Annotated in this window: 13 protein-coding genes; 6 read left to right on the forward strand and 7 right to left on the reverse strand. The window is 61.9% G+C overall.

Annotated elements, in window-relative coordinates; translation table 11 throughout:
• Positions 1-12 precede the first annotated feature (12 nt).
• On the reverse strand, positions 13-576 hold the full coding sequence (locus LCU97_RS02680; RefSeq protein ID WP_053154868.1) for an NAD(P)H nitroreductase: 564 nt from the start codon (positions 574-576) through the stop codon (positions 13-15).
• Between the two features lie 172 nt (positions 577-748).
• On the opposite strand from LCU97_RS02680, the gene LCU97_RS02685 reads away from it, so the two are divergent.
• Complete coding sequence (locus LCU97_RS02685; protein ID WP_232775471.1) at positions 749-2,203, forward strand: TrkH family potassium uptake protein; 1,455 nt, start codon at positions 749-751, stop codon at positions 2,201-2,203.
• Here LCU97_RS02685 and LCU97_RS02690 read toward each other — a convergent pair.
• Complete coding sequence (locus tag LCU97_RS02690) at positions 2,160-3,215, reverse strand: AraC family transcriptional regulator (RefSeq protein WP_232775472.1); 1,056 nt, start codon at positions 3,213-3,215, stop codon at positions 2,160-2,162. The genes LCU97_RS02685 and LCU97_RS02690 overlap by 44 nt on opposite strands.
• Positions 3,216-3,351: 136 nt before the next feature.
• On the opposite strand from LCU97_RS02690, the gene LCU97_RS02695 reads away from it, so the two are divergent.
• Positions 3,352-3,663 (forward strand): DUF962 domain-containing protein, encoded by a 312-nt coding sequence (locus tag LCU97_RS02695; RefSeq protein WP_232775473.1) that lies wholly within the window; start codon positions 3,352-3,354, stop codon positions 3,661-3,663.
• Between the two features lie 52 nt (positions 3,664-3,715).
• Here the strand turns inward: LCU97_RS02695 and LCU97_RS02700 are convergent, their stop codons facing one another.
• Positions 3,716-4,534, reverse strand: a complete 819-nt coding sequence (locus tag LCU97_RS02700) for a UDP-2,3-diacylglucosamine diphosphatase (RefSeq protein WP_053154856.1) — start codon at positions 4,532-4,534, stop codon at positions 3,716-3,718.
• A 134-nt stretch (positions 4,535-4,668) separates the two neighbouring features.
• Here LCU97_RS02700 and LCU97_RS02705 point away from each other — a divergent pair, with 134 nt between their 5' ends.
• Positions 4,669-5,412, forward strand: coding sequence for a helix-turn-helix transcriptional regulator (locus LCU97_RS02705; RefSeq protein WP_232775474.1), 744 nt, complete (start codon positions 4,669-4,671; stop codon positions 5,410-5,412).
• A 245-nt stretch (positions 5,413-5,657) separates the two neighbouring features.
• Positions 5,658-6,545 carry a DMT family transporter gene (locus tag LCU97_RS02710; RefSeq protein ID WP_232775475.1) on the forward strand — a complete coding sequence of 296 codons (888 nt, stop codon included), beginning with the start codon at positions 5,658-5,660 and terminating at the stop codon, positions 6,543-6,545.
• Here LCU97_RS02710 and LCU97_RS02715 read toward each other — a convergent pair.
• The gene (locus tag LCU97_RS02715) at positions 6,539-6,826 is read right to left on the reverse strand and encodes a SelT/SelW/SelH family protein (RefSeq protein WP_053154847.1); all 288 of its coding nucleotides are present in this window, start codon (positions 6,824-6,826) and stop codon (positions 6,539-6,541) included. The genes LCU97_RS02710 and LCU97_RS02715 overlap by 7 nt on opposite strands.
• A gap of 70 nt (positions 6,827-6,896) precedes the next feature.
• On the opposite strand from LCU97_RS02715, the gene LCU97_RS02720 reads away from it, so the two are divergent.
• Positions 6,897-9,098, forward strand: coding sequence for a patatin-like phospholipase family protein (locus tag LCU97_RS02720; RefSeq protein ID WP_232775476.1), 2,202 nt, complete (start codon positions 6,897-6,899; stop codon positions 9,096-9,098).
• A gap of 59 nt (positions 9,099-9,157) precedes the next feature.
• Here LCU97_RS02720 and LCU97_RS02725 read toward each other — a convergent pair whose 3' ends face one another.
• The 3 genes from LCU97_RS02725 to recQ all read right to left on the reverse strand — a co-directional run bounded on the left by LCU97_RS02725 (position 9,158) and on the right by recQ (position 13,904).
• Positions 9,158-11,125 carry a FimV/HubP family polar landmark protein gene (locus LCU97_RS02725; protein ID WP_232775477.1) on the reverse strand — a complete coding sequence of 656 codons (1,968 nt, stop codon included), beginning with the start codon at positions 11,123-11,125 and terminating at the stop codon, positions 9,158-9,160.
• Positions 11,126-11,225: 100 nt separating this feature from the next.
• The gene (locus LCU97_RS02730) at positions 11,226-11,660 is read right to left on the reverse strand and encodes a MarR family transcriptional regulator (RefSeq protein WP_053154838.1); all 435 of its coding nucleotides are present in this window, start codon (positions 11,658-11,660) and stop codon (positions 11,226-11,228) included.
• A 117-nt stretch (positions 11,661-11,777) separates the two neighbouring features.
• Positions 11,778-13,904: a DNA helicase RecQ gene (recQ, locus tag LCU97_RS02735; RefSeq protein WP_232775478.1), complete on the reverse strand. Its 2,127-nt coding sequence runs from the start codon at positions 13,902-13,904 to the stop codon at positions 11,778-11,780.
• 324 nt (positions 13,905-14,228) lie between these two features.
• Here recQ and LCU97_RS02740 point away from each other — a divergent pair, with 324 nt between their 5' ends.
• Positions 14,229-14,816 (forward strand): UPF0149 family protein, encoded by a 588-nt coding sequence (locus LCU97_RS02740; protein ID WP_053154832.1) that lies wholly within the window; start codon positions 14,229-14,231, stop codon positions 14,814-14,816.
• Positions 14,817-14,825 lie beyond the last annotated feature (9 nt).

The following is a 14,825-nucleotide window of genomic DNA, read 5'->3' on the forward strand; positions in this document are numbered from 1 at the left end:
AGTCTGACGGACCTACGCCCCCGTCCACTCACCAACGAATTCAGCCGTATCCTCCTTCGGCGCGATCCGGGCTTCTTTCTGCGGCGTGCCCAGGTAGAGGAAGCCGATCACCTCTTCGCCAACCTCCAGGCCAAGCCCCTCGGCCACATGTGGCGAATAGGCCAGTTCCCCCGTGCGCCAGACTCCACCGATGCCTTGGGCGTAGGCCGCCAGCAGGATGGCGTGCGCCGCGCAACCCGCCGCCAGCAGCTGTTCGGACTTGGGCACCTTGAAATGGTCCTGCAGACGAGCGATCACCACCACGACGAGCGGTGCGCGCAACGGGCCATTGAGGGCCTTTTCCACCACGGCCTCGGGTACCAGCGGGTCATTGAAGCGCGCCGCTTCGGCCAGCAGTTCGCCCATGCGATAACGCGCTTGCCCTTCGACCGTCAGGAAACGCCATGGCCGCAACTGGCCGTGATCCGGAGCGCGCATTGCGGCAGCGAACATCACTTCCCGTTGTTCGGCCGTGGGCGCCGGCTCCATCAGGCGTGGAACGGAAACACGGTTGAGCAGTACGTCGAGAGCCTGCATCAGGCACCTCCCTGGAAAAAATGTCCGACTATTCTAGTGGCTGCACGGCCCGTCCGTCAGCGCAAATTCCGATGTCAGGCTCCTGCTCGCCGCAAGCGCCCAAAGGGGCTGGTTTACACGAGGTCTGTCGCAGGTAGAATGGCGCCCTTCCCTTTCAGCCCGAGCGGACTCCATGGCGTTGCCGACCCTACGGATCATTGGTTTTATCATCGGCATCTTCCTGATCACCCTGGCGATCTTCATGGTCGTGCCCATGGCCACCCTGCTGGTCTTCGAGCGCACGGGCGACCTGCCATCATTTCTCTGGTCGAGCATGATCACCTTCGTCGCCGGCCTGGCCCTGGTGCTGCCCGGACGCCCTGAACACATTCATCTGCGCCCCCGGGACATGTACCTGCTGACCGTCAGCAGCTGGTTGGTGGTGTGCATCTTCGCGGCGCTGCCATTTCTGCTGACCCAGCACATCAGCTATACGGATTCGTTCTTCGAAAGCATGTCGGGGATCACCGCCACCGGCGCTACGGTCCTCAGTGGCCTGGACACCATGTCTCCCGGCATCCTCATGTGGCGCTCGCTGCTGCACTGGCTCGGCGGTATCGGCTTCATCGGCATGGCGGTAGCGATCCTGCCGCTGCTGCGCATCGGTGGCATGCGGCTGTTCCAGACCGAGTCGTCGGACCGTTCGGAAAAAGTCATGCCCCGCTCCCATATGGTGGCGCGACTGATCGTGGCGTCCTACGTCGGCATTACCATATTCGGAACCCTGGCGCTCTGGTGGGCTGGAATGAGCCCGTTCGATGCCATCAACCATTCGATGTCGGCGATCTCCACCGGCGGGTTTTCCACCTCGGACCTGTCCCTGGCCAAATGGACCCAACCGGCGGTGCATTGGGTCGCTATCGTCATCATGATCCTCGGCAGCCTGCCGTTCGCCCTGTATGTCGCGATGCTGCGAGGCCATCGTCGGGCGCTGATCAAGGACCAGCAGGTTCAGGGTCTGATCGGTGTGTTGTTGGTCACCTGGCTGGTCCTCGGCACCTGGTATTGGGCCACCACCGACCTGCATTGGCTGGACGCACTGCGCCACGTGGCGCTGAATGTGACGTCCATCGTGACCACCACGGGATTCGCCCTGGGAGACTACAGCCTCTGGGGCAATTTCTCGCTCATGCTGTTTTTTTACCTGGGCTTCGTGGGCGGCTGCTCGGGTTCGACGGCTGGCGGGATCAAGATTTTCCGCTTCCAGGTCGCGTATATCCTGCTCAGGGCCAACCTCATGCAATTGATCCACCCGCGCGCGGTGATCAAGCAAAAATACAACGGTCACCGCCTCGATGAAGAAATCGTGCGGTCGATCCTTACGTTCTCGTTCTTCTTCGCCATCACCATCTGCGTGATCGCCCTCCTGCTGTCCTTGCTGGGCGTGGAGTGGATGACCGCGCTGACCGGGGCAGCCAGTACGGTGTCCGGCGTCGGCCCGGGGTTGGGGGAAACCATCGGGCCGGCCGGCAACTTCGCGCCGCTGCCGGATGCGGCCAAGTGGATCCTGTCGGCGGGCATGCTCCTGGGTCGCCTGGAAATCATCACGGTGTTCGTGCTGTGCATCCCGGCGTTCTGGCGTCACTGACCGGCTTGAGTCCCCTTGCCGCCCGGTATTCTCCGGGCGTGGCATCGAACCAGCGGCGGAAGGCGCGGAAAAAATTGCTCGGGTCGGCAAACCCCAGCAGATAGGCGATTTGCAGTAATGTCATGTCCGGCTGTGTCAGGTACTGCTCGGCCAGTTCTCGGCGGGTGTCGTCGAGCAAATGCTGGAAGCTGGTGCCCTCCTCCTGCAGCCGTCGCTGCAAGGTCCTCTGGGACAAGTGCAATGCCTGCGCCACCACATCGCGCTTGGGTTCGCCCTGGGGCAACAGCCGGCAGAGGGCTTGCCGCGCCTTGTGGGTCACTCGGCTTCCCGAAAAACGGGCCAAGTACTCGCCGGCAAAGCGGTCGTGAAGCAATGCCATGGCCTCGTTGGCCGTCGGCAGCGGCGCTTCCATGTCTGAGCGTTCGAAGACCAGCGCATCGTACGGCGAATTGAATATCAGCGGCGCGGCAAAAGCCTGCTGGTAAGGTGTCGGATCAAGGGGTTCAGGGGCCTGGAACAACACTTTCACCGGATGCAGGGTGCGTCCGGTCAGCCAGTTGCACAGGCTCAGCGCACAGGCCAGGGAGGCCTCGGTACTTTGCCGGGTGGGCGGAATATGGTCGCCGTGCACCGTCAGGATCAGTCCGTAATGGCCATCCAACTGGCGAATACTGACCTCGGCGCTTTCGGCGATGATTCTCTGATAGCGCACCAGCCGCTGGAAACCCTCGATCAACGTGCGGCTGGACATCAGGGCATAACCCACCACATGGAACGACGCCGGGCGGACCACCTTGCCCATGTTCAGGCCGATGGCCGGGTTACCCGATAGCTCCACCGCCCGTTGCCAGAGTCGCGTCATCGAGTCCTGGGGGAAACGGGCGTCCGGATCGTCCAACGCATCAAAGTCCAGCCCCAGTTGCCCGAACAGCGCGCGACAATCCAGGCCGTCCATTTCCAGCGCCTTGACAATCCCCATCGCCCAGCTGGAAGAAGTGGTTCGTTCGCCCATACGTTTCCCCCGCATGACGGGCCGTGTGCCACGGCCGGTTTTGCGAAGGATACTAAAGTGGCGCTCTTTGTCACTGGCCAATGCAACCGTTCGCCCTAGACTTGGATACAGCACAACAACCAAAGAGCCCGCAGTCTTGGAAAAGCGCAAACGATTCGACAGCTTTGCCGAGTTTTACCCGTATTACCTCGGCGAACACAGCAACAGCACCTGTCGGCGCCTGCACTTCGTCGGCACCTCCCTGGTCATCCTGATTTTCGTCCTGGCGCTCGTCGCAACCGTCTGGTGGTGGTTGATCGCCTTGCCGGTGGCCGGCTACGGCTTCGCCTGGGTCGGGCATTTCTTCTTCGAAAAGAATCGGCCGGCCACCTTCCAGCATCCGCTCTACAGCCTGTTGGGGGATTTTGTGATGTACCGCGACATGCTGCGGGGCAAGGTGGCGTTCTAACCGGCGGACCATGGTGTTCTTATCGCGGGGCAAGCCTTGCCCGCGACACGACTCAAGCAGGTTCGGAAATCTTCAACCCGGCCTTGATCTGCGCCTCGCGCGCCTGGGCATCCGCCAACCGGTACAACTCGATCGAGCCATCCCAGTGTTCGATCAATGCCGTGCACGATTCGACCCAGTCACCGCAGTTGAGGTACTCCACCTCTCCCACCTTGCGAATCTCGGCATGGTGAATATGGCCGCACACCACGCCGTGCAACTCACGTTTCACGCATTCGTGGGCGATGGCCTCCTCAAAGTCGCTGATAAAGCTGACAGCGGTCTTTACCTTGTGCTTGAGGTAAGCCGACAGTGACCAGTAGCCGTAGCCATAACGGGCGCGCCAATGGTTAAGCCAACGGTTCAGTGTGAGGGTCAGTTCGTACGCCGAATCGCCGAGGAATGCCAACCAGCGATGGTAACGGGTGATGACATCGAACTGGTCGCCGTGGATCACCAGCAGGTGCCGGCCATCGGCGGTGACATGCACCGCCTCGTCCACCAGCTGGATATTGCCCAGGATCAGCTTCGAATAGCGCCGCAGAAATTCATCATGATTGCCGGTGACGTAGATCACTTCGGTGCCGCGCTTGCTCATGGTCAGCAAGCGTCGGATGACGTTGGTATGCGCTTGGGGCCAGTACATGCCGCCGCGCAGTTTCCAACCGTCGATGATGTCACCGACCAGGTAGATCCTGTCGGCGTGATAGCCCTTGAGGAACTGCGACAGGTGCTCGGCCTGGCAGTCCCGGGTGCCCAGGTGTACGTCGGAAATCCACAGGGTGCGGACACGCTGCTTGCGGCTGGGTCTGGCGAGCTCGGCGCTGGTCATGGGCACCCCCTCTATCGTTTCCACCACTGTGCACGCCGGCGATTAATGCCCCATGACAAACACAAGTCCATTGCATGACAGCGCGCTACGTCACGCCCTCAGTGTATCCTGACGGCCTGCCACGGGAGACCGCGATGAGACCGATCCTCACGCTACGCCAATACAGCCAGGACCTGATCGTCCACAGCCATGACCATGCGCAATTGGTATTCGGGTTGTCCGGTGCGCTGGATTTCGAGATCGAAGGTTGCGGCAGCCAGGTGGTCCGGCAGAGTTTGGTGGTAGTGCCGGCCGGAGCACACCACGCTTGTGACAGCCCCCACGGCAGCCGCTGCCTGGTGATGGACGTGCCGGGCGACGACTGGATCGATCAGTGCCTGGGGGACCACGCCGACGCCAGCCGACGGTTGCTCGACAGCAGTGCCCGCCTGCCCCTGAATGCGGGGCAAAGCCAATTGGTCTGTTGGCTGGCAAGTAGCCGGATGGACGATCCGCTGATTGCCCGACAGGGGGCGGTGCTGCTCCTGGCCAGTCTCAATGGTGCTCGTCCCGCCACGACCGGAGGCCGTCGCCTGCCCTACGCCGCGCTCGACGCTCACATCGACCAATACGCGGCCTATCCGCTTCAAGTGGCGGACCTGGCCCAGGTCGCCGGGCTGTCCAGCGCCCGCCTGCATGCGCGCTTCATCGCCGAATGCGGCCAGACGCCGATGGAGTACATCCGCAGCCGTCGCCTGCACAAGGCCGTAGGGTTGCTGCGCGACACGGACCTGCCGATTGGCGAGGTCGCTCACCGGGTCGGCTATGGCTCCCAGAGCGCCTTTGCCGCCGCGGTGTTGCGCGAATTCGGCGTGTCGCCGAGCAAGCTTCGGCGCTAGCCTGGCGCTAAAAATCGCCAGGATCGCGACAGACACACTGCTCTTGACCACGTTTAAATACTGACCGGAGAAAGCTTCGGTGGAAGCGGGCTTGCTCGCGAACGCGGTGTGTCAGTGAATACTTTCGTGACAGGTCGAACGCATTCGCGAGCAAGCCCGCTCCCACAGGGGCGGCGGTGTTCCGGGCTTTTGTGAATGCCTCCCTCAGGGATCCGCCTGTTACCGTTTTGTCTGGAAGGATTGTGATGACGCCCCGTACTGCCCTCGGCGCCCTGCACATTGGCGCTCTCATGTTTGGTCTGACTGGCGTGTTCGGCAAGCTCGCGGCCGCGTCGCCGGCAGTCATTGTGTTCGGTCGTGCGGTATTTGCCGTACTGGCCCTGGCGCTCTTCGCCCGCTTTGCCAGCCGCGCCCGTTGGCAGAAACTCCGTGCAGCGGACGGCCGGCGATTGCTGTTGGGTGGCCTGCTGTTGGCGGGGCATTGGGTCAGCTTTTTCATTGCGGTAAAAATCGCGGGGGTGGCGGTCGCCACGTTGGGGTTCGCCAGTTTCCCGGCCTTCACGGTATTGCTCGAAGGACTGATCTTTCGCGAGCGGATTCGCGCCAATGAAATCCTGCTGGTGGTGTTGGTAAGCATCGGGCTGGTGCTGGTCACGCCAGCATTCGACCTGGCCAGCAGCGCCACCTCCGGGCTCCTGTGGGCGGTGGCATCAGGGTTGCTGTTTTCCCTGTTGTCGCTGACCAACCGCGCCGGCTCCGGCCATGTCCCTCCCGTACAGGCCGCGCTCTGCCAGAACCTGGTGGTCGGGTTATGCCTGTTGCCCCTGGCCGCTCCGCAACTGAGTGATGTGCGCCCGCTCGACTGGCTGTGGATCGGCCTGCTCGGGGTGTTCTGCACCGGTCTGGCACACAGTCTGTTCGTTGCCAGCCTGGGGGTGATCAAGGCCCGCACCGCGGCCGTGGTCTTCGCCATGGAACCGGTCTATGGCATCGCCATGGCCTGGCTGTTGTTCAGCGAGACCCCGACCTTGCGCATGCTGCTGGGCGGCCTCCTGATCATCGTCGCGATCGTGGTGTCGAGTCAGTTGAGTTCGAAGAAACCACAGGCAAGCGTCGAAGCGACGTCTCACTGAACCCGGTCGTTATGGCCCAGGTCCCGCTCCGGATCGATACGGTCGCGCACCCGCTGCTTGAGCACTTTGGCCTCAGGGAATCCGCCATCAGCCTTGCGCTCCCAGAGTTGCACGCCGTCGCAAGCGATGCGGAACACTCCGCCAGTGCCGGGCACCAGGGAAACTTTGCCCAAATCGTCGCCGAACGTGCTGAGCAGTTCCTGGGCCAGCCAGGCCGCACGCAGTAACCATTGGCATTGAGTGCAATAGGTGATGACGATTTCCGGTTTTTGCTCAGTCATTGGAGGTCGGCTCGTGGGTTCGAAGGCATCGCTATAATACTCGCCTTTGCCCCACGCCCCGAGATTGACGATGCGCCGCTTGCTGCCCTGCCTGCTCTTGCTATTGATGCCCCTGTTCGGCCATGCCAGTGAATCCGCCGTCGACACCCCGCGCCCGAAGATTGGCCTGGTGCTGTCCGGCGGCGCGGCGCGAGGCCTGGCCCATATCGGTGTGCTCAAGGCCCTGGAAGAGCAAGGCATCAGGATCGACGCCATTGCAGGCACCAGCATGGGCGCCGTGATCGGCGGGCTGTACGCTTCCGGCTACAAGATCGACGAACTGGAAAAACTCGCCCTGGACATCGACTGGCAACAGGCCCTGTCCGATGCCCCACCCCGCAAGGACGTGCCATTCCGACGCAAGCAGGACGACCGGGACTTCCTGGTGAAACAAAAACTGAGCTTTCGCGATGACGGCAGCCTCGGCCTTCCATTAGGCGTTATCCAGGGACAAAACCTGGCCCTGCTGCTTGAGAGCCTGCTGGCGCATGCCAGCGACACCCGAGACTTCGACAAACTGCCGATCCCGTTCCGTGCCGTCGCAACGGACATTGCCAGCGGTGAAAAGGTCGTGTTCCGCAAAGGCCACCTGCCCAAGGTCATCCGCGCCAGCATGTCGATCCCGGCGGTGTTCGCTCCGGTGGAGCTGGACGGCCGCCTGCTGGTGGATGGCGGCATGAGCGACAACATCCCCCTGGATGTGGCGCGGGAAATGGGCGTGGACATGGCCATTGTGGTCGACATCGGCACCCCGCTGCGCAACCGTAAGCAACTGGTCACGGTATTGGACGTCCTGAACCAGTCGACCACCCTGATGACCCGGCGCAATTCGGAAGAACAACTGGCCACGCTGAAAAAAGACGACGTGCTGATCCAACCGGCCCTGGCGAGTTTCGGCTCGACCGACTTCGGCCAGGCTCGTGAAATGATCGATGCGGGTTACCGCGCCACTCGGATTCTCCAGGCCCGCCTGGCACACCTGCGCCCCCTCGAGGCAGCCGATCCGCAACTCGTGGCGGCCCGCACCCCCAGCGAACGGACACCGGTCATCACGGCGATCCGCGTGGAGAACGACTCGAAGGTCGGCGACGATGTGATTCGCTATTACATTCGCCAGCAGATCGGCGAGCCGCTGGACCTGGGGCGCCTGCAAACCGACATGGGCACGCTGTACGGCCTGGATTACTTCGAGCAGGTGCAATACCGCGTGGTCCATAAGGGGTCGGACAATACCCTGGTAATCAATGCCCGGGGCAAGCGCACCGGCACCGACTATCTACGACTGGGGCTGAGCCTGTCAGACGACATGCGCGGTGACAGCGCCTTCAACCTCGGTGCCAGCTATCGGGTCAACGGCATCAATCGCCTGGGCGCCGAATGGCTGACCCGGGCGCAGATCGGCGACAGGCAGGAATTGTACAGCGAGTTCTATCAGCCCCTGGATGTAGGCTCGCGTTACTTCATTGCCCCTTATGGGCAGTTCGAATCCCGCAATGTCGACGCGATCCTGGACAATGACCCGATCGCGCAGTATCGCGTTGAACGTTATGGACTGGGCCTGAACCTGGGCCGCCAGATCGGCAACAGCGGCGAGATCCGTTTCGGGGTCGGCCAGGCTTGGGGCAAGGCGGACGTACGCATCGGTGATCACGACCAGCCCAGCGAAGACTTCAACGAAGGCTTCTATGAGCTCAAGTACTCGTTCGATTCCCTGGATAACGTGTATTTTCCCCACGAAGGCGAAGACGTCGGTTTGTCCTGGCGCCAGTACGATCCAGGGCTGGGCTCGGACCAGCGTTACCGCCAGTGGGAGCTGAAGCTGGACAAAGCCCTGAGCAATGGCCCGAACACGTTTATTCTCGGCGGGCGCTACGGCCGCACCCTCGACACGGCCGAGGTCGTGACTTCCAGCTTCGTACTTGGCGGGGCACGGCAGCTATCAGGTTTTCGCGAAGACGGGATTTCCGGGCAGAACATGAGCCTGATGCGCACCGTTTACTATCGCCGGCTGACACCACGAGCCTACCTGCCCCTGGATTTCCCACTGTACTTCGGCGGCTCGCTAGAACGGGGCCGGGCCTGGAACAACGACAACGCGTTCGACAGCGGCTACATCAATGCCGCTAGCATTTTCCTGGGTTTCGATACGCCACTGGGGCCACTGAACTTCAGCTACGGCTTCAACGACGACGATGAACAAGCGGTGTACCTGAATTTGGGGCAAACGTTTTGACGGGTCTGGCTGGGCTTGCCCGCGAAGAGCTGCACCCAGCCAGCCTTGATCCCCACGTATCAGCGAATCCCGGCCAGCAGCACCCGAGCGGTCTGCTTGAGCGGTTCGTCGCCGTCCTCAAGCAGTTCCTCCAGCAGTGTGACGGCGGTCTTCAAATCGCCCTCATCAATGCAGTTCTGCGCCTGTTCCAGCTTTTCCGAATGTTCCGCGGCCTGAGGTTCCAGGGACATTGATTCTGACTCAGAGGGCAGCGGCTCCAGCTCGAGCGACTGTTCTTCATCGGCAAATCCATCAAGAAAGGCGTCATCCAGCGACTCGGTTTCCAGCGGGGCGCTCCACTGCAGATCCGACTCGTCGAAACCGGAAAGCGACAGCCCCTCCGAAGCCTCGGCAGCGGGTGACGCAGCGGCGTTTTTTCCAGCGACGGAGCCCTGCCCATCGGCCAGGTCCCAGCTGGTTTCCATGGACAGCGCGTCCAGGTCCAGCTCGAATTCGTCGCCGGGTTCAGGTGCGGGTTCAGGAAGCGGAGACGGTGGCGCTGGCACCACCTCGGGTGCGCTGGTCACGGCAACCTTCGGATACCGCCCGCGAATTTCCTCCAGCAGGCTGGCATCGACGCCCTGGGTTGCCAAATGATGCTCCTGAGCCTGAAAACCGATGGCGTCGCCCTGCTTGCCCAGCACCTCCAGCAACTTCAGGCCCAGGTCCGTGCGCTCCGGTTCCGCCAACAGCGCGGCCCGCAACAATCCCGCTGCTTCGCTGAAGCGGCCATAGGTGAGGTAGATCCCGACGCCTTCCAGTACATCCCCTAAAGGCGTGTCGCCGTTATTGAATGACGTCGCGGCCTCGGACTGCCCCGTGTCGACCGGCGATGCAAAGCTTTCAGTATCGTCGTCGAGCAGCAGTTCGGGACGCTCGCTCATGGACTCCGAGCCAGCCTGCGCCTGTTGCCTACGGCGCATGAACAGCAACAGCGCGAGCAGCCCCAACAGGCCTGCCAGCGCCGCCCACAACAAACCGCTGAAGCCCTCGGACTCCGCTTCTGGCGCTGTCATGGGAGGCTCGACAGCCGTTTTGTCATTCATCGCCTCGCCTGCCGGTGGCGCCGGTGGCGGTGTTGCCGCGGTTTCGGCAACTGGGCTGACCTCGGCCAATTTCGCCTGCAACTCGCTGATCTGCTTGCGTTGGCCGGCCAGTTCTTCATCCTGGGCCTGAATCCTGGCTTGAAGTTCGTCGATGGTTTTCTGTTGCTGCTGGTTTTGCAGCACGCTGGCGGCCAGTTGTTCGTCGGAAGCGGCAGCGGCAGGCCCAGTCGCTGCTTCGGCGGTGGACGGCAGTACCACCGAGTCGGGCAATAACAAGCGTTGACCGATAGAAAGCCGGTCACTGCCCGGGTTCAGGGCCTGGATGCCCTGCATCAACTCATTGACCGAACCGCCGCTGCCGGCAGCGTGCAGGCGTTTGGCAATGAGCCAGGGGTTGTCACCCTGCACGACGGTATAGTGCTTGCCTTGTGTGGCAGGGGGCGGCTTGATGGCAGGTGTTGCCTGGGTCGGCAGCGAAGACTGGGACACGTTGGCAAGTGGGTCGGCGGCAGGCACGACGCCGGGCGTGCCCGGCGGGTCGATCAGTACGGTGTATTCGCGCAGGAGGCGTCCATTGGGCTGACTGAGCTGCACCAGGAAATTGAGAAACGGCTCCTCCACCGGCTTGCTGGAGGTCACCCGGATGAAACTGCGCTCACCACGCAGCACCGGCGTAAAGCGTAGATTGTTGAGAAAAAACACCCGTTCCACGCCGGCTCGGCTGAAATCGTCCGGGCTCGCCAGGCTGGCCGAAAGATCGCCCTCTTCCAGCCCGGCCACGTCGACCAGGGCAATATCAGCGCGCAACGGCTGGTTCAGGGCTGAATGGAGCGTGATCTCCCCCAGCCCCAGCGCAGACGCCAAAGCCGAATACCCCAAGGCACCCAAGACGACCGACACGTTGACGCAACTGCGCAACGTGGACTGCAAACTTTCAAGCATGGGTATCCCTTTCGATTCGAACGCTTCCAATACGAACGCTTAGTACTGGTTATAGTTCGCTAACCGCCGAATCTCAAAGGCATGCCAGCCGTGATATGCCTCAGGATTTTTCCAGATTGGCGAGGATTGTGCCGTGAACGCGCATGCACACGCGCATGTCCGCTTCGTCGACGCCTTCGAACAGTTCCTTGCGCAACTGGGTGGCAATGGTTTCGATCTGCTCGATCAACGGCCGGGCCGGCGCGCAAAGGACGATTTTCTTGGCTCGACGGTCTTCGGCCACGGCCTGGCGCTGCACCAGCCCCTGGGTTTCCAGGCTATCGAGCAGGCGCGCGAGGGTCGGGCCTTCGACGGCGACGCTCTGGGCCAACTCCCGTTGGGTCGGCGCGTGTTCGAAACGGGCCAGGTGCAACAGCACCAGCCAACGCGCCTGGGACAGGCCCAGCCCGGCCAGGCGCCGGTCTAGCTCGGCACGCCAACCTCGGGACATCTGCGCCAGTTGCATGCCAAAACGGTGTTGATCGGTTAACGACATAAAAAACTCATCAGATCTGAAATAGAGGAATACTAATTATTAGTCAGCTAAGCATGCGTATCGGATTCAGGCAAGGCCCGCTCCGTACTGAATCGTTAAAGGGACGCAACATATTGATCAGACTTCGAATTCCGACTGCAAGGCGGCCCTGACGCAATACAGGACGCCTTCCGGCACACGCCCGACAAACAGCGCGGCAACCTCCGACACGGAAGGTAATTCGCCCTCGCCATCGAGGAACGCGTCCTGGACCTCGCCCAGCAATTCCTCCGGCAGGTCCAATGCCTGTTCCAGGGACAATTGCTGCATGCCAATGGCCTCGGCGAGCATCGCGTAGACGTTCTTTTCCGAGCATTGCAATTGCCCGGCAATCTGCAATGGCGTCATGCCGGCCCGGGCCAGAGTGATAAGTTCGTGACGTACATCGGCCACCGATCTCGGCGTCTCGGCCTCCCCGCCCAATACCTGGAGGAATGCCTCGCCATAACGCTCCAGCTTGCGGGCGCCCACGCCACTGACCCGGGCCATTTCGGCGAGGGAGGTGGGTTGGCTGCGCAGCATTTCCAGCAACGTCGAGTCGGGGAAAATGACATAAGGTGGTACACCATGCTCTTCGGCCAGTTTGCGACGCAAGGCGCGCAAAGCTTCCCACTGATCGCGCTCCTCGCCACGCACCAGTTGGCTGGCCTGGCTCTTGCTGCTCTTGACCGCCGTTGCCGGCTTGAGATCACGACGCAACTCCAGGGTGACCTCGCCTTTGAGCAACGGCCGGCAACTCGCACTCAGGCGCAGGCCGCCGTAGCCTTCCAGGTCGATATCCACCAGGCCACGCGCCACCAGTTGCCTGAACAACGAACGCCATTCGCTCTCGGAACGGGCCTTGCCCACGCCGAACACCGACAGATGCTGATGGCCGAAGTTGCGGACCTTTTCGTTGTCCTTGCCCAGCAAGACATCCACCAGATGACCGACGCCATAGCGCTGGCCGGTGCGATAAATGGTCGACAGCGCCTGACGGGCCGGTTCGGTGGCATCCCAGGTTTCCACGCCATCGACACAATTGTCGCAATGCCCGCACGGCTGGGGCATGTCTTCGTCGAAATAGGCAAGCAAAGTCTGGCGTCGGCAACGGGTTTCTTCGCACAGCGAGAGCATGGCATCGAGCTTGTGCTGTTCAAGGCGCTTGTGGCGCTCGTCGCCTTCGGAGTTCTGCAACATCTGCTTGAGCATCACCACGTCCTGCAGGCCGTAGGCCATCCAGGCATCCGCGGGCAAACCATCACGGCCGGCTCGGCCGGTTTCCTGGTAATAGGCCTCCAGGGACTTGGGCAGGTCCAGGTGTGCGACGAAACGCACGTTGGGCTTGTCGATACCCATACCGAACGCCACGGTGGCAACCATGATCAGGCCTTCTTCGTTGAGAAAGCGCTTCTGGTGATAGGCCCGCAGGTCGTTGGGCAGGCCAGCGTGATATGGCAGCGCCGGAAATCCCTGGTCGCAGAGGAATGCCGACACCTCATCGACCTTTTTTCGCGACAGGCAGTAGACGATACCGGCATCGCTGCGACGCTCGGCCAAGAACGCCAGCAACTGCTTGCGCGGCTGCTCCTTGGGCACGATGCGGTAGAAAATATTGGGTCGGTCGAAGCTGGACAGGAAGCGCTCGGCGTCCTGCAAGTGCAGGCGCTCGACGATTTCCTCGCGGGTACGCTTGTCGGCGGTGGCGGTCAGGGCGATGCGCGGTACGTCCGGGAACAGTTCCGCCAGTTGCCCCAGTTGCAGGTACTCACGACGGAAATCGTGACCCCACTGGGAGACGCAGTGGGCTTCGTCGATGGCGAACAGGGCAATTTCAAGGCCCTGCAGGAAGGCCAGCATGCGCGGCTGCACCAAGCGTTCGGGGGCCAGGTACAACATCTTCACTTCGCCGCGCTTGATCCGCGCCGCCAGGTCCCGCTGCTGATCGGCACTCAAGGTAGAGTTCAGCGAAGCGGCGGCAACCCCCAGTTCCTCAAGGGTGGCGACCTGATCGTCCATCAGGGCGATCAGCGGCGAAACCACCACCGCCAGGCCGTTGCGCAACAGCGCCGGCACCTGGTAGCACAAGGACTTGCCACCGCCGGTGGGCATGAGCACCAGGGCATCGCCACCGTTGGCCACGCGCTCAATAATGGCACCCTGACGGCCACGGAAACTGTCGTAGCCGAAGATGTCCTTGAGGACGCGTTGAGCCTGTTCGAGCATAGAAACTCCAAAAATCACCGAAACATCCCTGCAAGGCTGGTTCAGAATCGAAAAGGCTGCACCGGCAAATCGTAAGGGCGCGTTTCGAACCGGTGGGACGCCGCAGGGCATCACAAAACGCGGCAGTATACCCGAGGCCTTCGTCCCAGAGGGCGATGCTGACAAGAGGTGATCGCGCCTTCTCACGCTCCCACATTAATCGGCGGCGCCGCTGTATTCGCGACCACCTCGCGCCTTAAAGAGGCAAATCTGCCACGCGGCTGGCCTGGGCGCTCAAGAAGGCCTAGAATTCCCGCATTGTTTATTCCCCCAAGGTAGCCCGCAATGTCCTTCGCTGAGCAATTGACCCGCCTGCAAGTCTTCCTCGATGCCGATGAGCTGCACGACGAAGCGCTGGATTACGTGGCCGCTCATGGCTATCTGACCGCCCTCTCGATCTGTTCCGAGCAAGTGCCCGACCGGGAGTGGATCGACGCCCTGTTCGCCGAAGAGCCGCATTACACCGACGAAGCCCAGCGCACCGAGATCGAAGCGACGCTGGTGGGTCTCAAGGCCCATATCGCCCGTCAGCTGGCCTCGGACGAAGAATTCGAACTGCCGTGCGAACTCGACCTGGGCGACGACCCGGACGATTCTGAATTACGTGGCTGGTGCATCGGCTTCATGGAGGGTGTCTTCCTGCGCGAAGCCGCCTGGTTCGAAACCGCCGAAGAAGAAGTCAGCGAAATGCTCCTGCCGATCATGGTCGGTTCCGGCCTGTTCGATGAACAACCGGAGTTTTCCGACATCGCCGCCGACCCGAACCTGATGGACGACATGATCGTGCAGATCCCGGAAGCCCTCACCGCCCTGTATCTGCTGTGCAACGCACCGGACGAGAAACCGGCGATTCTCAAGCCTCGCCACCACTAAGACACGGCC

The organism is Pseudomonas uvaldensis (genome assembly GCF_021271205.1).
GTDB lineage: Bacteria > Pseudomonadota > Gammaproteobacteria > Pseudomonadales > Pseudomonadaceae > Aquipseudomonas > Aquipseudomonas uvaldensis.